This window comes from Salinisphaera orenii subsp. orenii MK-B5 (genome assembly GCF_003788635.1).
GTDB lineage: Bacteria > Pseudomonadota > Gammaproteobacteria > Nevskiales > Salinisphaeraceae > Salinisphaera > Salinisphaera orenii.
On record NZ_AYKH01000001.1, the window covers coordinates 369076 to 387715 of the forward strand.

The window sequence follows — 18640 nt, forward strand, 5'->3', positions numbered from 1 at the left end:
AGCCGCCGGGCGGGCGCTTCAGCGGTCGTCGCGAACCGCGGCGCGCGCAATCAGAGCGGCGGCATTATGCCAGCCCGCATCGACCACGGCCACGGCCTCGCCGGGCGGCGCCACATCCGGATGCAGGCCCGTGAGCACCCGCGCCGGGGGCATCTCCACGGCCAGCGCGAAACCCGACTCCGCGGCAATGCGCGCGCTCGCGGCCCAGTAGACGGGCCGCGCCATGTTGTGAACCAAGTCGTCGCGCATCGCCGCCGCACGCCACAGACGACGGCGCGCGTTGGCACTGAAATAGGCACACCGCGGCGTCCGGAACGTCACCCCCGCCGCGACCTCGGCCAGCGTCTCGGCGGGTGCGGCCAGCAGCTCGCAGTGCGACGGCACCGCCATGTCCAGCCGCACGACCCGCGAGGCGCCGGCCGCGAGGGCGCGCTCCCGGATGTGTGCGAGCGCGTCGTCGCGGCCGGCCACGGCGATCTGCCGGTCGCTGTTGATATTGCCGACATACACGATCCAACCCTCGGCGCGGGCGGCCTCGACCAGCGCCCGCACCGGCGCCTCTTCGAGTCCGATGACCGCGGCCATGCCGTGGCCCTCGGGAAAGGCATCACGCATCAGCGCGCCGCGCCGCGCCACCAGTCGCAGCGCGTCGGCGAAATCGAGCGCATCGGCGACGACCGCCGCCGGCCAGGCGCCGATCGACAGCCCCATCACCGCTGACGGCTCGGCGCCGCGCGCGGCGAGCTCCCGCGCCGCCGCGACGCCGACCACCGTCAAGGCGACCTGGACCGTCTCGGTGTCGGCCAGCGCCGCGGCCGTATCCAGCTCGGCCGTATCGCGATCGAGCACGTCGGCGGCCTCGGCCAGCGTGGCCTGCACCGCCGCGCTGTCGGGCAGATCGGCGAGCATGCCGGGGCGCTGGGCGCCCTGCCCCGCGAAGGTGAACAGCGCCGTCATCCGCTCGGAGACTCGGCCACGGATGACGGGCGACGATCCGCGTCTGCGGACCCCGACTCGGACCACGGATCGGCACACAGAAACGGCCCGGCGTCGCTCTTGACCAGCACCCGCTTGGCCGCTCCCGCCCAATCGGCCAGCGCCACCCCGCCGGCGGGCGTCTCGATCTGGGCATCGCAGGGCGCGGACAATGCCTCCAGCGCTCGGGCCAGGCGCCGGGCCTCGGCGCGCGGCACCCGTTCGGGCGCGCGGATGAGTACGTCGAGATCGGAGTCGGCGTGGCAGACCGGCTCGCCGGTGGCCAGTTCGAAGCCGACCGCGCCGGTCACACCCCAGCACCAGCCGCCGGCATTGAGCAGACAGGCGGCACCCGCCGCGGCGCCGATCGCGGCCACCGCCGCCGCGCGCGGGTGCTCGATCCAGGCGCCGTCGGCCGCCAGCGACTCGGGGGTGCGCAGCGCCTGCCAGCGGCCGGTCTCGAGACGCGCGGCCTCGCGCTGGCCGCGGTGCGCGCCGCGCACCCCCACCGGCAGCCCGCGGCCGGCGTCGCGGCGCGCGCGCCGGACCACCACCGGCTGACCGGCGGCCACGCGGGCCAGAGCCCAGGGCGCGATGTGTTCACCCAGCGCGTCCGGTTCGATCCAGACGAGATCGTGCGGCCGCGGCACGGCCGTGTGGCGGCTGTAATCCACCGTCGGCGTCGTCCTAGCTCGTGCGGTCAGGACTGCCACTGTGCACGCAGACGCCGGCGCACGGCCAGCGATGCCGCCCGCCCTTCGCCGAGACGCGCGCCCAGATCCCGGCTGTCGCCGATGTCCCTACAGGCCTCGGTCAGCGCATCGCGCACCGCAGCCACATCGGGGCCGGCGGGCGAATCCGCATCGGCGACCGACAGCAGCCGGTGCAGCAGCCCCAGCCGCTGGAAACTGCGGATGTCGTAGGCCATCGGCGTGATCGTGCGCGCGAGCGCCTCCACACCCTCGACCGTGCGCTGGGTGATGCGGGCCGCGGCCTGCTTGCCCATGGCGTGTACTTCGACCGCGGCATCGTCCAGGGCGATCAGCCGATTGGCCTGATAGCCGTGCGCGAGAAAAGCGCCCGACATGGCCTTGCCCACGATCAGCCCGATCACCGGGTGCTCCGCCCGCCGGGCCGCGGCATAGGCGTCGGCGGCCGCCGCCAGCGCCTGGTGGATGCCGAAGGCCTCCTCGGTGCGTCCGTAGGCCTGGCTGGGCACGTCGATCACGGCCACGATCGGCCGTCGCGGCCCGTCAACATCGGCCGTCATCGTTTCACGTACGGCGCGCGCCAGCGTCCAGCCCTCGACCAGGCCCACTTCGCCGCCGCGTGCCCTGGGGAAATCGCTGGCCGGATCGGGCACGACCGCGATGTAGCGCGCCGGGGCACCGTCGAGTTCGCCGTCGACCACGCGCACGCTGTCGGGGTAGCCGGGCAGCGCCGGGGCCTCGTCGGTGAGCGCGGCCAGCCAGCGGCCGCCGCGGCTGGAGGGGGTCGTCGCGGTCATGCGTCGCTCCGGTCATCCGTGGGTGTCTGGAAGGCATCGCGGACCCAGTCCGCCTCGGCGCGCCGGTCGCCGTCGATTCGCGCCAGGCGGGCCAGCGCGGCGTCGACGTCCGCGACGCGGGCCGGATCTTCGGGACCGGCTGCGACCGCAGCCGCGACTTCGGCGGCGATGGCCTGCGCATCGTCGGCGCAGAGCGTGTCCACCAGGCCGGTGGCCCGCCGCTGCTCGCCGCCGGTCAGGCTCCAGATCATGGGGCGATCGCGTGAATCGAACTCGTCCACGCCGGCCTCCTGTTCGATGACCTGCGGCCCGTTCAGGCCCAGCCGGGCCTCGCGGGTCGCGATCAGCTGCGAACACAGCCCCGCCGCGATGGACATGCCGCCGAAGCAGCCCACCGGCCCTGCGACCACCCCGACCACCGGCACGTGGGCGCGCAGCGCGGCGATCGCGGCATGGATCTCGGCGATGGCGGCCAGACCGCAGTTGGCCTCCTGCAGGCGCACCCCGCCGGTCTCCAGCAGCAGCACCGGCACGACCGGCCGGCCGGCCTCGGCGTCCTCCAGCGCCAGCTCCAGGGCGCCGGCGATCTTGGCGCCGCCGACCTCGCCGATGGCGCCGCCCTGAAAGGCCGGTTCCACCGCGCAGCACACGACCGCCGTGCCGGCAATCGCGCCCCGGGCGATCACGACCCCGTCGTCGGCCTGGGTGACGATGTCCTGCTCGGCGAGCCAGGGCGAGCGCAGGCGTTCGAACGGATCCAGCAGCTCGCGCATCGTGCCGGCATCCAGCAGTCCGGCGACGCGTTCGCGGGCGCCGCGCTCGACGAAGCTCTCGCGGGCGATCAGTGTCGCGGTGTCCATCAGTGCGCTCCCGTGTCGGCGCCGGCGGCCTGTTCCATCGCCTGGGCGATACGCAGCCGCACGACCGCGGGCGTGGCGCCGAAGTCGTTGATCTCGAGGGCGACCGCCGGCTGGGCCGCGTCCGCGAAGATGCGATCCACGACCGCCGTCCAGATCTCGTTCACGCCGTCGACCGAGGTGTTTATCTCGACCGTCGAGCGGCCGTCGGCCCCCGGCTCGAGCAGCACTTCGAGATCGCCGGAACCGACCACCCCGGCCAGCGCTCGCCGGGCCGCGGGCGCGCCGGCGGGATAGTCAAGCGACAGTGTTTGCATGGTGTGTCTCCTTCGCTGCGGCCGCGCCCGGCGCGGCGTGCCCACCCCAGGCGGCGCAGGCCGCGGTTTCGAGTGCATCGACGAACAGCGCCGCGGCCAGCAGATCGGCACTGCCGCCGGGCGAGGCGTTGAGCGACAGCAATAGCCCATCCAGGCGCGCGAGCGCCCGCCCGCCGGCGACGCTGCCGACGCCGCCGGCATCGAGCACGGCCGCCGCGCCGGCCTGGACCCGCCGCAGGCCCGCCGGTCCGGCGCGGCTGAGTACACAGGTGTCCTCGAGCGTGGCCATCACCGCAAGCAATGCATTCAAGCGGGCCACCCGTTCGCCCGCGCCGGCCGCGCGCGCGTCGCGCAAGGTCGGCAGCGCGGCATCGAGCACCGCGGGAAAACCGCGCTCGGCCTCGCCGCGCGCGCCGGGCACACCGAAGGCGCGCACCACGCGCTGGCCGTTGGATTCGCGGGCCGGCGACACCGCCGGATCGTCGATGGCGGCCAACGTGGCGACCCGGGCCAGCAAGGCGCGGGCCTGCCAGCGCCCCGGCTCGGCGGCCGCCGCGGCCACCAGCAACCCCAGACACCAGATCGCGCCGCGGTGGGTGTTGACCCCGCCGGTGGCCAACATCATGCGGGCCTCGCTCTCGCGGCCGAGCACGCCCAGCTCGGCGCGCAGCCGCGCCGGCTCGCGCTCCGTCGCGGCGGCCGCCGCCATGTCGTGAAAGCCGGTGGTCAGCGCCGTGGCGGAGGCGTGCATCAGCGCATGACTCATGTCGCGGTGGGCGCCGGCGTCCCGGGCGTCGACCAGGCCCGGCTTGGGGGTCAGATCGACCTCCGCGCGCAGCGCGTCGGTCGCCGTGCGCGCGAGCATCGCCGCCAGCGTCTCCGCCCGGATCGGGGGTTCGCAGGCTGTCATTACCAGCTCCGAAAGCGCGGCGGCGGCGCGTACAGGCCGCCGGACCAGTCGACCAGGTCGGCGATGCTGGAGGCCGCCAGCTGGGACCGGGTGGCCTCGGTTCGGGACACGCCCAGATCCTCCGGCGTGCGGACCTTGTCCTCGTCGCGCAGGCGTTGCGTGGTCGCAGCATCGGCCGACAGCCCCAGCGGCGTGACCCCGGCCACGGCCGCGATCATGGCGCGGCGTTCGGCCGGCGACTCGGCCTTGTAGAGATAGGCCAGCCCCTCTTCGGTGAGCAGATGCGTGGTGTCGTCGCCGTAGACCATGACGGGGGCGATATCCAGACCGGCCTTCTCGGCGACCGCGACCGCATCCAGCGTGTCCACGAAGGTCGGCGTCAGTCCCGCCTGAAAGGTCTCGACCATCTGCACCACGAGCTTGCGCCCGCGGGCCAGCGGGTCGCCCTCGGGGGCGAGATTCGCCCAGGCCGGCGTGGCGTGGCGGCGCCCGCGCGCGTCGCAGCCCAGATTCGGCGCGCCGCCGAAGCCGGACACGCGCGAGGTCGTCACGGTCGAGGAGTTGCCGTCGGCGTCCATCTGCAGGGTCGAGCCGATGAACATGTCGGCCGCATAATGCCCGGCGAGCTGACAGAAGGCGCGATTCGAGCGCAGCGAGCCGTCCGCGCCGGTAAAGAACACGTCGGGCCGCGCGGCGACGTAGTGCTCCATGCCCAGTTCGGTGCCGAAGCAGTGCACGGTCTCCACCCAGCCGGATTCGATCGCGGGGATCAATGTCGGGTGCGGGTTGAGCACCCAGTTTGTCGCGATCTTGCCGCGCAGGCCGAGCTTTTCGCCGTAGGTGGGCAGCAGCAGCTCGATGGCCGCGGTATTGAAGCCGATGCCGTGGTTGAGCGAGGTCACCCCGTGCTCGGCGTAGATGCCCTTGAGCGCCATCATCGCCATGAAGATCTGGACCGGCGTGATATGGCGCGGATCGCGGGTGAACAGCGGCTCTATGTAGAACGGCTTGTCGGCCTCGACGACCACGTCCACCCAGGAGCCGGGGATATCGACGCGATCCAGCTGCGAGACGTCGTCGACGATCTCGTTGGCCTGGGCGATGACGATGCCGCCGGAAAAGGCCGCCGCCTCCACCAGCGCCGGTGTGTCCTCGGTCGAGGGCCCGGTGTAGAGATTGCCCGCCCGGTCGGCCTTGAAGGCGGCCGCCAGCACCACCTTGGGGATCAGATCCACGAACAGCCGCGCATACAGCTCGATGTAGGTGTGGATGGCGCCGACCTCGATCGTGCCGTCCATCATCAGCTGGCCGATGCGATGGCTCTGGGTGCCGGAGAAGGCGAAATCCAGCTTCTTCGCGATGCCCTTCTCGAACACCGCCAGATGCTCGGGCCGGCCGACGCTGGGCTGGATCATGTGCAGATCGTGGACCTGGTCGGGGTCGAGCTCGGCGAGCGCGCGCGACAGGAAATCGGCCTGCTTCTGATTGTTGCCCTCGGCGATGACGCGATCGCCGGAGCGGATCAGCGCCTGCAGGGCGTCGCCGACGCGATCGCGCTCGAGCACCTTGCCGTCGAGCCAAGGCTCGGCGGCGGCCATGCGCGCCCGCTTGTCGTCGCGGCGGGTCGTCCAGTTGCGTTGTGTCATGTGAAATCCTGGCTGGCGCGAACCGCGCTCACGTTAGAATGCGGAGTGCGGCGGTTCAATAAACCGGTCGTTGGGTTTGTTAACGTCGAGTCGCGCGAGTCGGGCACCGAACGCTCCGGCGATGCGCCGCCACCACGAGGCCTGTGTTGAGCAGCGACGAAATCACCCTGCGCAAGCTCGAGATCTTTCTCGTATTCATGCGCGAACGAAACCTCGCCCGGGCGGCGGAAGCGATGTCGCTGTCGAGCGTGTCCATCCACAAGGCGATCCATTCGCTGGAATCCGCCGTGGGCTGCCCGCTGTTCGCCCACCGCAGCCGCTCGCTCGAACCGCTGAACTCGGCGTTCGTGCTCGAACGTCATGCCAGCGAGATCATCGAGCGCATCCAGCGCAGCGTGGACGATACCCGCGCGGCGGCCGGCATTTCGCCGAGCATCTTTCGGATCGGCTCGCTCTACTCGCTCACGGTTGCCCTGGTGCCGCGTATCGTCAACGCCCTCAAGGAGAGCGTGCCGGAATGCGACATCGAGCTGGTGTTGGGTTCCAACGCCGATCTCGAGGCCAAGCTGGCCGCCGGCGATATCGACGCCGCGCTGATCTGCGTGCACGAACTCGGCCGCCAGCGCCACCGCATCGTCAAGCCGCTGTTCGACGACGAGATCCAGCTCGCCTGCCGCGCGGGCGACGCGCCGCGCCGCCCCGCCGGGCCGATCGATCTGGCGCGCTACGACGGCGCGCCGTTCGTGGTGCTCTCCCAGGAGTTTTCCACCGGGCGCGACAGCTACCGCATGTTCCAGACCGCCGGCATCACGCCGCGGGTGGCGCTGCGCGCGAACGACATCTTCACGCTCACGAGCCTGGTCAAGGGCGGCGTGGGCCACGCCCTGCTGCCCGGGCGCATCGACGACATCTACCCGGGCGCGCTGTCGTTCACGCCGGTGGCCGAAGCCCAGCGCGTCACCCAGACGCTCGGGCTGTGCTATCTGAAGTCGCGGTCGGCCGACCCGCGCATCGCCGCACTCGAGCAGGCGGCGATCGCGGTCACCGCCTAGGGCCGGCAGCACGCTAGCCACCGAGCACCCCGCGTACGATCAGATACAGCACCGACGGGCCGAGCAGGCAGCCGAAGCCGGTATAGAAGGTCGCCGTCATCGCGCCGTAGGGCACCAGGCGCGCGTCGGTCGCCGCGAGCCCACCGGCGACGCCGCTGGTCGTGCCCATCATGCCGCCGAACACCAGCGCGGCGGACGGATTGTTCAGCGAGATCGCGCGCGCCACCATCGGCGTGACGATCATCACCGAGATCGACTTCACCAGGCCGATGGCGATCGACAGCGCGATCAGATCCGAGCCCGCGCCGATGGCCGTGCCGGTGACCGGGCCGACGATATAGGTCGCCGCGCCCGCGCCGATCGTGGTGACTGACACCGCGTCGGTATAGCCGAAGGCATAGGCGATCGCGCCGCCGAGGAAGAACGGCACCACGATGCCCACGAGCAGCGCGATCACGCCGTTCATGCCGGCCTTGCGCAGCTCCTCGACGTCCACGCCGAAGGCCGTGGCCACGATGGCGAAGTCGCGCAGCATGGAGCCGCCCATGAGGCCCAGCCCCGAGAACAGCGCAACATCGGCCAGACCGTCCTCGCCGCCGGTGCTCACCCCGCCGATGTAGGACAGCAGCAGACCGGCGGCGATGGCGATCGCCGAGCCGTGGATACGTCCGGCGGTGAGGTGTTTCGAGATCAGGTTGCAGACCAGCATCAGCAGGCCCACCGCCGCGAAGGCGGTGATCAGGCCGTTGCCGGCGATCACGTCGAGTAGGCGTTCACTCATGACGGCCCTCCCGCGCGGTGTCGAGATCGTCCAGCGGCACGGCATACTTGCCCTTGCCCAGGCGCGCGATCACCGGCACCAGCGCGAAGCTCACCGCGACCACCACCAGGCCGCCGACCAGCGCCACCGGGCCGCCGGCGATCGCGCCGGCCACGTTCTGGCCCGCGGCCATCGCGACCACGATGGGGATATAGAGCGAGCTCCAGAACTCCACGCCGCGCCGCGACGTCGTGTCCAGCCAGCCCGCCTTCTGCATGCGATAGACCACGAACACCAGCAGCAGCATCGCCAGACCCACACCGCCGACGTTCGAATCCACGCCGATCGCGATGCCGATGACTTCGCCGATCAGCTTGCCGACGAGCATGCACGCCGCCAGCAGGGCCACACCGTAGATGACCATTCATCTCCTCCTTTCGCTTTCGTTGTGACAGGAGTGATCACACAGGCGCCGGCGGCGTTCAACGAAGACGACGTTAAGCGACTTAGACTGAACTTAAGGGTCCCGTCGCACGGGCTCTCCGCGGGGCGTGCCTACAACCAAAGTGGTAAGCCGCGACGTCGCCACACCGCCGACACGGGCCGGGTGGCGACGGTTCGCGCGCCGCCGCCAGCCGGGGCGAGCAGCGTGAACGGTCGACCGAAGGTGCCGTCGCGGGCGTCCAAGATGTGCCCCTCGTGACGGAAGGCCGATGCCGGCGTCTCCGCGCGACCTCGACATGCGGTCGATTCGCGTCGCGGCATTGGAATGGGAATGATTATCAGTTAAATTCCGATGACCGCTGTTTTGCACGAGGGCACGATGAGAGCACGTACCGGATTGAATACCGCGCTGACCGCTGCGCTGATCCTTGGCGCGACCGGGCTGTCGGCCCCCGCCTTCGCGCACGGCGACAAGGGCGCGCACGTCGATGCATTCGAGACGCATCTCGACGATTACGAGCAGGAGATCGAGCAACTCGTCGCCACCGTCGACTCGATCGCATCCGACTATGCCGGCGACGGCGTCGCCTCGGAGCAGCTGGGCCAGCGAGCCGACGCCCTGGTCGACGACTGGGAGCACGTCGATTTTCACGAAGCGCTGGAAACCCACGCGATCTCGCTGTATCCGCCGATCTGGGTCGCCCTCGGCGGCCTGGAGGAGGCGATCCACAAGGACGGCGCCGAGGCCGAGGTCCGGCAATGGCAGCAGCGCACCGAGGCCGCGCTCTGGCAGGGCATGGGCGCGCTGAAATACGCCGCGCAGCAGCGCGACACGGCCGCCGCCGACGCGGACACGACCACCGAAAAGGCGACACCTGCCAGCGGCCCGGAAACCATCGACATCATCCAGAAACGGCTCGACGAGGTGCTGGCGGCCTATCGCGAGGGCGACGGGCAACGCGCCACCACCCTCGTCAACGAGGCCTATATGCAGCGCTTTGAGGGCGTCGAGGGCGCGCTCATCGAACGGGACGCCGACCTGGTCTCCAGTCTCGAGAAGGATTTCAACGCCACCCTGCCGCTACTGATCGAACGCGGCGCCGACAGCAAGGCGGTCGCCGATCGCATCGCGGCGATGAACGACGATCTGGACACCGCCCGCGAACTGCTGAAAGAGGCCGAGACGGACAAGAGCGACGTGTTCTAACGCCGCTCGCAACACCGGCGCGGATCGCGGATAGCGCGGCGTCGGATATCCGCGGTCGCCCGAACACGCCCTCGCGCAGGCGAGCGGCCGGGCGGCCGGTCGCATGCGTCTTTTGACCGCCACAGGGGCACATCATGCAACGTCGTCACTTTGTTCAGGGACTTGCCGCACTCGGCCTGCTGTCGCCGTCGCGGCTGCTCGCGGCCGCCGCCGAATCCGGCGGGCCGGGTCCGGTCGGCGCGGATGCGCTGCCCGAGCTGTCGGGCCCGTTGACCGTCTATCTCGGTCGCGGCGAAGGCGGGCTCTACGACGACGTCGTCACCGCGATCGAAAAGCGCAATCCGGCGCTGGAACTCAAGATCCGGCGCGCGCCCTCCGCGGCGCTGGCCAACACCCTGCTCGCCGAATCCCGCGCCGGGGTCAAGCGCGCCGATTTGTTCTGGTCCATCGACGCCAGCTCGCTCGGCGCGGTCGCCGGCGCCGGTCTCGGCCGGCCGGTGCCGGACGACATCCTGAGCCAGATCAAGCCGGATTTCCGCTACGACTCGTGGGCCGCGGTTTCGGGCCGGCTGCGCACCGTGCCCTACAACCCGACACGCGTGTCGCGCGAGGCGATACCGGACGACATCATGGCGTTCGCCGACAGCGACCTGCGCATCGGCTGGGCACCGGCCTACGGCGCCTTCCAGTCCTTCGTGACCGCCATGCGCCTGCTGGCCGGCGAAGGCCCCACCCGCAGCTGGCTGACCGGCGTCAACCGACACGCCAAGACCTACGCCGGGGAACTCGGCGTGGCCATGGGCGTGGCCCGCGGCGAGGTGGACGTGGGTTTCGCCAACCACTACTACACGCTGCGCCTGAAGCAGGGCCAGCCCGACGCCGACCTGGCTCTGGCCCTGACCGCAGGTGATGCGGGCAGCCTGGTCAACTCGTCGGGCGTGGTCCTGCTCGACGACAATCCGCTGGCGGCGAATTTCCTGCGTTATCTGCTGAGCCGCGAGGTCCAGTCCTATCTGGCACGGGAGGCCTTCGAGATCCCGATGGTTGCGGGCGTGCCGGGGCCCGCGGGCCTGCCGACGCCGATCGAACCCCCGGCAATCGATCTCACCCGTCTCGACGATCTCCAGCCCACGCTGGAACTGCTGCGGGAGACCGGCGTGCTATGAGGCGGACACGCGCCTCGCTGCTCGCGAGCCTCGTCGTCGCGACGGCAGCGCTCGCTCCCATCGCCGCGATCGCGACGCTCGCGCTGGGCGCCGACATCGTCTTCGACATGCGCAGTCTCGGCATTCTGACGCATACCGTGCTGTTGGCCGGCTTGTCGGTCGCCGGCGCCGTGCTGCTCGGCGTGCCGCTGGCGGTGCTCACGACCTACGCCGATCTGCCGCTGCGCCGGCTCTGGGTCGCGGCCCTGGCCGCGCCGCTGGCCATCCCCAGCTACATCGGCGCCTTCGCCTATTTCGCGGCCTTCGGACCCGGCGGCGAGCTGGATCGTCTCATCGGACTGCCCTCGCCGCGGATCGAGGGCCTGGCCGGATCCGCGCTCATCATGAGCCTCTACACCTATCCCTTCGTGCTGCTGTCCACGCGGGCCGCGCTGCAGAGCCTGGACGGCAGCGTGGTCGACGCCGCGCGGACGCTGGGCCTGTCGCTGCCGGCCGCGCTCTGGCACGTGGTGCTGCCCCGCGCACGCAACGGCATCGCCGCCGGCGCCCTGCTGGTCGCGCTCTACGCCCTGTCGGACTTCGCGACCCCCGCGATCATGGGGCTGGACACCTTCACACGCATGATCTACGTGGAGTACAACGCCTTCGGCCTCGATCGTGCCGCGATGATGTCACTGCAATTGCTGGCGCTGGTGGTCATCGTCCTGTGGCTGGAGGCCCGCGTGCGGGTACGCCGCGAGCACTTCGGCCGGCGCGTGCACTTTTCCCTGTCGCCGGCCGCGCGGCGGCTCGCGCTGGCGGTGGCCGCGGCGGTGGTCATGGCCACCGTCGTCATTCCGCTCGCCGTTTTCGGGCTATGGCTCGCACGAGAGGGCGCGATAGGCTTCGAGGCGTCGTTCGCATTCAACTCCGCCTACGCCGCAGGTCTTGCCGCCGCGGTCACCCTCGTCGTGGCCGTGCCGGTGGCCCATGCCGCGACCACCGGCGGCCTCGGGCGTCTGTGCGAGCGCATCACCTATCTCGGCTTTGGGGTGCCCGGCATCGTCATGGGGACCGCACTGGTCTATATCGGCCTGCGGCTGCCGCTGCTCTACCAGACGCTGGCGCTGCTGGTGCTGGCGTATGTCCTGCGCTTCCTGCCGCTGGCGGTCGGCGCCGTACGCGCCAGCAGCGATCGGGTGGAAGACAGCATGGTCGGCGCGGCGCGCAGCCTGGGCGCGAGCCCCGCCGAGGCCTTTCGACGGGTCAGCCTGCCGCTGATCCTGCCAGGGGTGATCGCGGCGGCTGCGCTGGTCTTTCTGGAGGCGATGCGCGAACTGCCGGCCACTCTGCTCCTGCGTCCGACCGGGTTCGACACCCTGGCCACCTATCTCTGGCGGGTCTACGATGCCGGGCAGCTGGGCCGCGGCGCGGTGCCGGCCCTGGCGCTGGTGGCCATTTCCGCGGCGGCGCTGGCGATCATGCTCGCCGGCGAATCGCGTCGCCGGCGGCTCACGCCACTCTAGACAGACCCCGGCCAATACACCGGGCCCGCGAGGACGACCGCATCATGCTCGAGACACGTCGCCTGACCGTCCGGTACGGCCGCACCACCGCCGTCGACGCGCTGGATCTGGCGCTGGCGGACGACGAGATCGTGACCCTCGTCGGCCCGACCGGCTGCGGCAAGACGAGTGTGCTGCGCGCCGTCGCCGGTCTGCTGCCGCCGAGCGACGGCGAGATCCGGCTCGGCGCGCTACACATCGACGCCCGCCACGACGTGCCGCCGGAAAAACGCGGCGTCGGGCTCGTATTCCAGGATTTCGCCCTGTTCCCGCACCTGAGCGTTGCCGACAACGTCGCCTTTCGTCTGCGTGATCGCAGGCCGGCCGAGCACTGGATCGAGCGCCTCGGACTGGCGGCCCATCGGCAGGCCATGCCGGACACCCTTTCGGGGGGCCAGAAACAGCGCGTCGCTCTGGCCCGCGCGCTGGCGCACGCGCCCGCATTGATGCTGCTCGACGAACCCCTCGCCAGCCTGGATGCCGCACTCAAGGCCGAACTGCGCTGGGAGATACGCGACGCGCTGAAGGCCGCCGGCATACCGGCGCTGTGGGTCACCCACGATCAGACCGAGGCGCTGTCGGTCGGTGATCGCATGGGCGTCATGCACGCCGGCCGGCTGGAGCAGATCGCCACCCCCGACGTGTGTTTCCGGCTGCCGGCGACCCGCTTCGTGGCCCGGTTTCTCGGCGATGCGGCCTTCGTGCCCGGCCGCCTCGAGGCCGACCGGCTGGTGACCGCCATCGGCCACGCCCCGGCGCCGCGCGACTGTGCCGGCGAGCGGGTCGACGTGCTGGTGCGGCCCGATGATCTCTCGCTGCAGCCGGCCGCGGGCGGCGACGGCGGCAACGGCCATGTCGCCTGGGCCCGCTACGAAGGCGAGACCCGGCTCTACGGGATCGGCCTGGATCACGGCGACACGCTGCGCGTGCGCACCAACCACGAGCACGACTACGCCCGCGGCACGCGTGTCGCCGCCCGGATCTGCGCCGAGCATCCGCTGGCCGCGTTTCCGCCCGCCGACTGACGCGATCGCGGCACGCCCGCCGCCATGGGTCGGCAGGCGCTTGTTACACCGATTGGCGGCCGCTCCGGCCAGGCCGGCCGTCCCCGGGCCCCCAACCCGTCGCCATGAGCGACGCGCTTCGCGCTGCCGCCAGCCGCATGGCGTCAACTCGGGGTTCGAAGACATACGCAGCGCCTCCCGAACCGCGCTCGCGATAGCGATTCGTCATAGCGGCGCCGGCGTTGCGTACCCGGCCACACGCCGCCGATACCGCTGGCGAATCGGTCGCCAATCCGTGGATACCGAACCCCGGCCGCGGTCGCCCGCGTCTATCCACAGACTTGTGCACGGCAACTGGGGATAACACCGGGCAGCGGTCCACGCCGCTGGCCCGAGCCGGCGTTTCATCGCCTTGTCACAGGCCCGTCATCGGTGCGTCGCATGCAAGGGCTAGCCTTGCCGCGATCCACGCAACGGGGGAACCGATGACTTCAAAGACACGCCGCGCGGGCCGGCTGCGCCCGCTTCTCGTACTCGTCCTGCTCGCGGCCCTGGTCGGCTGCTCCGACAGCGACGACGACGCCGACATCGATCGTGACGAGCCCCCCGTCGGGGATGCGAGCTACCAGCTCCAGCTGCTGCATTTCGCCGACATGGACGGCGCGACCGCCGCACTCGACAACGTCTCCAACTTCTCGTCCCTGATCAACGCTTTCCGCGACGTGGACGAGCTGGGCGGCAACACCCTGGTGGTCAGCTCCGGCGACAACTACATTCCCGGACCGCGTTTCTTCGCCGCCGGCGTGGACACCGAGCAGACCCGCGAGGCTCTCAGCGCCCCGGGCAACGGCCGGGGCGACATCGTCTTCACCAACGCCTTCGGCACCGCCGCCTCCGCGGTCGGCAACCACGATCTCGATCAGGGTACGGAGGCGTTCGCGGGGCTGCTCGCCGCCGACGGCGACTATCCAGGGGCCGCCTTCCCGTACCTGTCGACCAATCTCGACTTCTCCACCGATTCGAATCTGGCCGATCGGGTGGTCGACGACGGCCAGAACGTCGACGCCGGCGCCGGCGGGCTGGCCGGCAGCGCCACCGTCGAGGTCGGCGGCGAAACGATCGGGCTGGTCGGCGCGAGTACGCCAGCACTGGCCAGCATCACGTCGACGGGCGGGATCACGGTCGCGCCGTCCGAATTCGCCATGGACGAAGCCGGCTACGACGCGCTGGCCGCCGAGATACAGCCCGCGGTCGATGCCCTGGTCGACATCGGCATCGACAAGATCGTGGTTCTGGCGCACATGCAGCAGATCGCCATCGAGAAGGCACTGGCCGAGCGGCTCGCGAACGTCGACATCATCGTCGCCGGCGGATCCAACACCCTCCTCGCCGACAGCAACGACGTGTTGCGCGACGGCGACAGCGCCGCCGACGACTATCCGCTCGCCTTCACCGGGCCCGACGGCTCGCCCACGCTGGTGGTCAACGTCGACGGCGACTACAAATACCTCGGCCGGCTGGTCGTCGATTTCGACGACGCCGGCGTGCTGATCACCGACAACCTGGACAGCAGCGACAACGGCGCCTGGGCCTCGACGGACGCGGTGCTCGAGATGCTCGCCAACCGGGGCCTCGACACGGCCGCCGACGGCACCGTGCTGGCGGTGCAGTCGGCGCTGCAGGACGTTCTGGCCGACCAGGACGGCAACGTTCAGGGCATCACCGACGTCTATCTGGACGGCCGTCGCGGCCAGGTGCGCACGGAAGAGACCAACCTCGGCAACCTCACCGCCGACGCCAACCTGTTCTACGCCCGCCGGGTCGAGCCGGACGTGCAGGTCTCGCTGAAGAACGGCGGCGGCATCCGCGATGCGATCGGTCAGGTGATCGTGCCGCCGGGCAGCACGGGCGATCCCGAACTCCGCCCGCCGCAGGCCAACGCATCCATCGGCAAGCCGGCCGGCGGCGTCTCCCAGTTCGACATCGCCGGCGCGCTGCGCTTCAACAACAGCCTGACGCTGATCACGGTCACCGCCGCGGAGCTGCGCGACATCATGGAGCACGCGGTGGCGGCCACGACCGACGGCGCCACGCCCGGTCAGTTTCCCCAGATCGGCGGGCTGCGTATCGCCTTCGACCCCGACCGCACCGCGCGCAGCGGCGGCCAGATGAACATGGGTTCGGCGACCAGCGGCAACCGCATCCGCGCCATGGTGCTCATCGACGACGCCGGCAACGAGACGACCCCCCTGGTGACCGACGGCTCGTTCGTGGTCGATCCCGACATGCCGATCCGAATGGTGCTGCTGGCCTTCACCGCGGCCTGCGTGCCCGGCGACAACTACGACGCGGGATCGCAGGAATGCGGCGACGCCTATCCGCTGACGGGGCTATCGGATCCGCAACGCCTCGACCTGGATCCGGCGACCGTCGAAGACCCCGACGCCGTGGACACGGCCTACGATCCCGGCCGCGCGGGCTTCGCCGCCACCGGCACCGAACAGGACGCCTTCGCCGAGTATCTTCAGGCGCGCTACAACCCCGCCAACGGCGGCAGCGCGTTCGCGATGCCGGAGACCGTGCCGGCCGATGACACGCGCATCGTCAATCTCGCCGCGCGCCGGGCTGCGCAGTAGTGCGGCGCCACTCGGCCGATTGGCGGGATAAGGCATCCCGACAAAAAAAGGCCCGGCGGGCGCAAAGCCTGCCGGGCCTTTATCTTGTTCGGTGGTGGAGCCGGGCGGAATCGAACCGCCGACCTTCGCATTGCGAAAGCATTTAGAGCCTACCGTCACACAAGGCTTTCGAGGGTTAAAAGCCCGTATATAAAGGCTTCCACGTTTCCCGTTGTTTCAGCGTGTCGCAGCGAGTAAGCTGTAAGTGCACTTAGGGAGCACTTACCGCATGAGAGCCAGCGTCACACAGAAGACCGTCGAGGCCGCCAAGCCCGACGCCAAGCCCTACGAGATACGCGACACAAAGCTGTCCGGCTTTATCTGCCGAGTCCAACCGTCGGGCCGCAAGACCTACATAGTCGAGTATGCACGCGGCCGTCGGATGACGATAGGCAACGCCGCTGTACTAACGCCCGCCCAAGCGCGCGAGAAAGCGAAGACGATTCTAGGCCAGGCCGCCGAAGGCCACGACCCGGCGCTTGAGAAGCGCAAGCAGAAATCCGGCACGCTGCGCGCCTTCATCGAAAACGAATATCGACCGTGGGCGAAGGCGAACCGCAAGCAAGGCGACGCCAACTGCGACCGGGCGTTAAAGGTGTTCCCTACCCTCGCCGACCGCCCATTACATGAAATCACGGCGCATCAGGTAGACCGCATCCGTACCGAGCGCCTGAACGCAGGCCGCGCACCGACCACGATCAACCGTGACGTGGCGTGCCTGTCTGGCGCGCTCAGTTATGCCGTACGCGCCAACTATATCGACACGCACCCGCTGGCCGACATGAAGGCTGCTGACGCCGACACGTCAGGCAAGGTGCGGTATCTATCCGATGATGAAGCCCGACGCCTGAGAGCGGCGCTCAGGGCACGAGACGACGAGATGCGGGCCGGGCGCAATCGTGGCAACGAATGGCGCCAGGAACGCGGCAAGGAGCTTATGCCGGCGATCCCGCTGGACGGCTACGGCGACCATCTCACCCCGCTGGTGCTGCTGTCCCTGAATACCGGCGTGCGGCGTGGTGAAGCGTTCGGGCTGGAATGGGCCGACGTGGACTTCGAGCTAGAACAGGTAACGATCCGAGGCGCGACCAGCAAGAAGAACCGCACCCGTCACATACCGCTGAACGCCGAGGCATTGGACGCACTCAAGCGCTGGCACAAGCAATCAGGCGAGACTCGACTGGTCTTTACGAACCGCGACGGTGCTCGCGTCGATAACGTGCGTAAGTCATGGGCTGGCGTACTCAAGGCGGCGAATATCACCGGCTTTCGATGGCACGACATGCGCCACACGTTCGCATCGTGGCTAGTCATGCGCGGCGTGGACCTGAATACGGTGCGCGAGCTATTAGGCCATGGCGATATAAAGATGACGCTGCGCTATGCGCATCTTGCGCCCCAGCACAAGGCCGATGCCGTGGCGAGGTTGATATGAGCGACGAACATTCACGCCTAATGGAAAGTTTAACGGCCCAAGCCAGTAAGGCGCGCGACGCTCTCGAAGTGCTGGAAGCCGCCAATGTTAGCCCTAAAATAAATCAACTGATTGTTGATTTTTATGGGGGTAACGAAGGAACCTCTATAAGTGACCGGATTTTCATTCTGGTTAGTATATGCAAGCACATACACGAAAAGAATATAAACGCTTACCCTCAAATGGAAGAAAATAACTCCGTTTATCTTTATAGATATATCTTTGAAAAATTATTTTCCGATTACTGCCAAGCTCGAGACAACAACACCGAAGCAATTAAAAAACTGGAATACAAGTGCTTAAACTCAGTAAGCGATTTGCTTTCAGCCGAAGACGAAATCCTTAGAGAAATCAGCCTATCGGAAAGGAATAAGCAGAATGCATCCAATCCTCGCACTAAAAACGCTGAAATGCACGCTGAAATTCAGCGGATCGGCAGAAGTGTTCGTCAGACCCACTCAGATCATGAAGTCACGGGCATTGTGATGCAGAGAATGGCGGACCCTCCAAGCCGTCCAACGGTACTCAAATCGCTGCGCAGGGCTGGGGTCATCAAATAAAACAGAAAAAGAAAAGCTAGCGGCGCTAGCTTTCATCTATCTTGGCATCGTTCAAATCGCCACTAACAGAAACGGTTTGAACAATGCCGAAGCAAGAAGCACCGGGGCGCAGCTACACTTTTGCCGCGTGGTGTGAACTACGGGGATTTTCCCGCACGACTGGATGGCGTTTGCTCAGGGACGGCGAGATCACGACCTATAAGGTTCGTAGCAATCGCTACGTCACCGAGGCCGCCGACCGCGACTTCATTGCTCGCAAAGAGCAGGAGGCGGCGGCATGAGCGAGTTTCCCGAGCCGAGCAGCGAATACTACGTTACCGAGCGATTCGAGCTTGCCGGTGGCCAGACCGTCACCGAGTTTGTAGCCGGCCCGTTCGATGATCCCGACGACGCCCGCCATGCCCGCGACTTCATCCGGCGCGATGCACCGAGTCGTCGTGTTCGTTGTGTCGAGGTCGTGAGCTTCGGCGACTGCCTGAGCGGTCCCAAAGAAAAAGCCGCCCGGAGCGAATCCTAGGCGGCTAACTGTGGGCGTAGCAGTG

General features: G+C 69.0%; 19 protein-coding genes. 10 read left to right on the forward strand and 9 right to left on the reverse strand.

Annotation, left to right across the window (positions count from 1 at the left end; all coding sequences use genetic code 11):
* Window positions 1-18: 18 nt before the first annotated feature.
* The 7 genes from SAOR_RS01770 to mdcA are packed head-to-tail and all read right to left on the reverse strand — an operon-like array spanning window position 19 to window position 6212.
* Entirely contained in the window at window positions 19-957 is a 939-nt protein-coding gene (locus SAOR_RS01770) for an ACP S-malonyltransferase (protein ID WP_123629934.1), read from the reverse strand.
* Window positions 954-1649 carry a malonate decarboxylase holo-ACP synthase gene (locus SAOR_RS01775; RefSeq protein WP_221179839.1) on the reverse strand — a complete coding sequence of 232 codons (696 nt, stop codon included), beginning with the start codon at window positions 1647-1649 and terminating at the stop codon, window positions 954-956. Before SAOR_RS01775 ends, SAOR_RS01770 begins: the two co-directional genes overlap by 4 nt.
* A 26-nt stretch (window positions 1650-1675) precedes the next feature.
* A complete protein-coding gene (gene mdcE / locus SAOR_RS01780; protein WP_123629935.1) occupies window positions 1676-2482 on the reverse strand; it encodes a biotin-independent malonate decarboxylase subunit gamma in 807 nt (268 codons plus the stop codon).
* Window positions 2479-3345, reverse strand: a complete 867-nt coding sequence (locus SAOR_RS01785) for a biotin-independent malonate decarboxylase subunit beta (protein WP_185015514.1) — start codon at window positions 3343-3345, stop codon at window positions 2479-2481. The genes mdcE and SAOR_RS01785 overlap by 4 nt, the downstream gene beginning before the upstream one ends.
* Window positions 3342-3656 carry a malonate decarboxylase subunit delta gene (locus SAOR_RS01790; RefSeq protein WP_123592626.1) on the reverse strand — a complete coding sequence of 105 codons (315 nt, stop codon included), beginning with the start codon at window positions 3654-3656 and terminating at the stop codon, window positions 3342-3344. The genes SAOR_RS01785 and SAOR_RS01790 overlap by 4 nt, the downstream gene beginning before the upstream one ends.
* On the reverse strand, window positions 3637-4566 hold the full coding sequence (locus SAOR_RS01795) for a triphosphoribosyl-dephospho-CoA synthase (protein WP_123629937.1): 930 nt from the start codon (window positions 4564-4566) through the stop codon (window positions 3637-3639). Before SAOR_RS01795 ends, SAOR_RS01790 begins: the two co-directional genes overlap by 20 nt.
* Window positions 4566-6212, reverse strand: coding sequence for a malonate decarboxylase subunit alpha (gene mdcA / locus SAOR_RS01800; RefSeq protein WP_123629938.1), 1647 nt, complete (start codon window positions 6210-6212; stop codon window positions 4566-4568). Before mdcA ends, SAOR_RS01795 begins: the two co-directional genes overlap by 1 nt.
* A 146-nt stretch (window positions 6213-6358) precedes the next feature.
* Between mdcA and SAOR_RS01805 the strand changes: the two genes are divergently transcribed.
* Window positions 6359-7264 carry a LysR family transcriptional regulator gene (locus tag SAOR_RS01805; RefSeq protein WP_123629939.1) on the forward strand — a complete coding sequence of 302 codons (906 nt, stop codon included), beginning with the start codon at window positions 6359-6361 and terminating at the stop codon, window positions 7262-7264.
* Between the two features lie 13 nt (window positions 7265-7277).
* Here the strand turns inward: SAOR_RS01805 and madM are convergent, their stop codons facing one another.
* Complete coding sequence (gene madM / locus SAOR_RS01810; protein WP_123629940.1) at window positions 7278-8045, reverse strand: malonate transporter subunit MadM; 768 nt, start codon at window positions 8043-8045, stop codon at window positions 7278-7280.
* Window positions 8038-8448: a malonate transporter subunit MadL gene (gene madL / locus SAOR_RS01815; RefSeq protein WP_123592631.1), complete on the reverse strand. Its 411-nt coding sequence runs from the start codon at window positions 8446-8448 to the stop codon at window positions 8038-8040. Before madL ends, madM begins: the two co-directional genes overlap by 8 nt.
* 399 nt (window positions 8449-8847) lie before the next feature.
* Between madL and SAOR_RS01820 the strand changes: the two genes are divergently transcribed.
* The 9 genes from SAOR_RS01820 (at window position 8848) to SAOR_RS01860 (ending at window position 18615) form a co-directional block, all read left to right on the forward strand.
* Window positions 8848-9675: a hypothetical protein gene (locus tag SAOR_RS01820; protein ID WP_123629941.1), complete on the forward strand. Its 828-nt coding sequence runs from the start codon at window positions 8848-8850 to the stop codon at window positions 9673-9675.
* A gap of 134 nt (window positions 9676-9809) precedes the next feature.
* Entirely contained in the window at window positions 9810-10841 is a 1032-nt protein-coding gene (locus SAOR_RS01825; protein WP_123629942.1) for a substrate-binding domain-containing protein, read from the forward strand.
* Window positions 10838-12346, forward strand: coding sequence for an ABC transporter permease (locus tag SAOR_RS01830; RefSeq protein ID WP_123629943.1), 1509 nt, complete (start codon window positions 10838-10840; stop codon window positions 12344-12346). The genes SAOR_RS01825 and SAOR_RS01830 overlap by 4 nt, the downstream gene beginning before the upstream one ends.
* 44 nt (window positions 12347-12390) lie before the next feature.
* Entirely contained in the window at window positions 12391-13410 is a 1020-nt protein-coding gene (locus SAOR_RS01835) for an ABC transporter ATP-binding protein (protein WP_123629944.1), read from the forward strand.
* A 464-nt stretch (window positions 13411-13874) separates the two neighbouring features.
* Entirely contained in the window at window positions 13875-16025 is a 2151-nt protein-coding gene (locus SAOR_RS17185; protein WP_123629945.1) for a 5'-nucleotidase C-terminal domain-containing protein, read from the forward strand.
* 268 nt (window positions 16026-16293) lie between these two features.
* A complete protein-coding gene (locus SAOR_RS01845) occupies window positions 16294-17499 on the forward strand; it encodes a site-specific integrase (RefSeq protein ID WP_123629946.1) in 1206 nt (401 codons plus the stop codon).
* The gene (locus tag SAOR_RS01850) at window positions 17496-18098 is read left to right on the forward strand and encodes a hypothetical protein (RefSeq protein WP_123629947.1); all 603 of its coding nucleotides are present in this window, start codon (window positions 17496-17498) and stop codon (window positions 18096-18098) included. Before SAOR_RS01845 ends, SAOR_RS01850 begins: the two co-directional genes overlap by 4 nt.
* An 83-nt stretch (window positions 18099-18181) precedes the next feature.
* Window positions 18182-18379, forward strand: coding sequence for a transcriptional regulator (locus SAOR_RS01855; RefSeq protein ID WP_123629948.1), 198 nt, complete (start codon window positions 18182-18184; stop codon window positions 18377-18379).
* Window positions 18376-18615: a hypothetical protein gene (locus SAOR_RS01860; protein WP_123629949.1), complete on the forward strand. Its 240-nt coding sequence runs from the start codon at window positions 18376-18378 to the stop codon at window positions 18613-18615. The genes SAOR_RS01855 and SAOR_RS01860 overlap by 4 nt, the downstream gene beginning before the upstream one ends.
* The last annotated feature ends 25 nt before the right edge of the window (window positions 18616-18640 follow it).

Excerpts from the sequence above, each read along its gene's own strand:
- SAOR_RS01770 (WP_123629934.1), bottom strand. The coding sequence starts at position 957 with ATGACGGCGCTGTTCACCTTCGCGGGGCAGGGCGCCCAGCGCCCCGGC.
- mdcE (WP_123629935.1), bottom strand. The coding sequence starts at position 2,482 with ATGACCGCGACGACCCCCTCCAGCCGCGGCGGCCGCTGGCTGGCCGCG.
- SAOR_RS01790 (WP_123592626.1), bottom strand. The coding sequence starts at position 3,656 with ATGCAAACACTGTCGCTTGACTATCCCGCCGGCGCGCCCGCGGCCCGG.
- SAOR_RS01795 (WP_123629937.1), bottom strand. The coding sequence starts at position 4,566 with ATGACAGCCTGCGAACCCCCGATCCGGGCGGAGACGCTGGCGGCGATG.
- mdcA (WP_123629938.1), bottom strand. The coding sequence starts at position 6,212 with ATGACACAACGCAACTGGACGACCCGCCGCGACGACAAGCGGGCGCGC.
- madM (WP_123629940.1), bottom strand. The coding sequence starts at position 8,045 with ATGAGTGAACGCCTACTCGACGTGATCGCCGGCAACGGCCTGATCACC.
- madL (WP_123592631.1), bottom strand. The coding sequence starts at position 8,448 with ATGGTCATCTACGGTGTGGCCCTGCTGGCGGCGTGCATGCTCGTCGGC.
- SAOR_RS01820 (WP_123629941.1), top strand. The coding sequence starts at position 8,848 with ATGAGAGCACGTACCGGATTGAATACCGCGCTGACCGCTGCGCTGATC.
- SAOR_RS01825 (WP_123629942.1), top strand. The coding sequence starts at position 9,810 with ATGCAACGTCGTCACTTTGTTCAGGGACTTGCCGCACTCGGCCTGCTG.
- SAOR_RS01830 (WP_123629943.1), top strand. The coding sequence starts at position 10,838 with ATGAGGCGGACACGCGCCTCGCTGCTCGCGAGCCTCGTCGTCGCGACG.
- SAOR_RS01835 (WP_123629944.1), top strand. The coding sequence starts at position 12,391 with ATGCTCGAGACACGTCGCCTGACCGTCCGGTACGGCCGCACCACCGCC.
- SAOR_RS17185 (WP_123629945.1), top strand. The coding sequence starts at position 13,875 with ATGACTTCAAAGACACGCCGCGCGGGCCGGCTGCGCCCGCTTCTCGTA.
- SAOR_RS01845 (WP_123629946.1), top strand. The coding sequence starts at position 16,294 with ATGAGAGCCAGCGTCACACAGAAGACCGTCGAGGCCGCCAAGCCCGAC.
- SAOR_RS01850 (WP_123629947.1), top strand. The coding sequence starts at position 17,496 with ATGAGCGACGAACATTCACGCCTAATGGAAAGTTTAACGGCCCAAGCC.
- SAOR_RS01855 (WP_123629948.1), top strand. The coding sequence starts at position 18,182 with ATGCCGAAGCAAGAAGCACCGGGGCGCAGCTACACTTTTGCCGCGTGG.
- SAOR_RS01860 (WP_123629949.1), top strand. The coding sequence starts at position 18,376 with ATGAGCGAGTTTCCCGAGCCGAGCAGCGAATACTACGTTACCGAGCGA.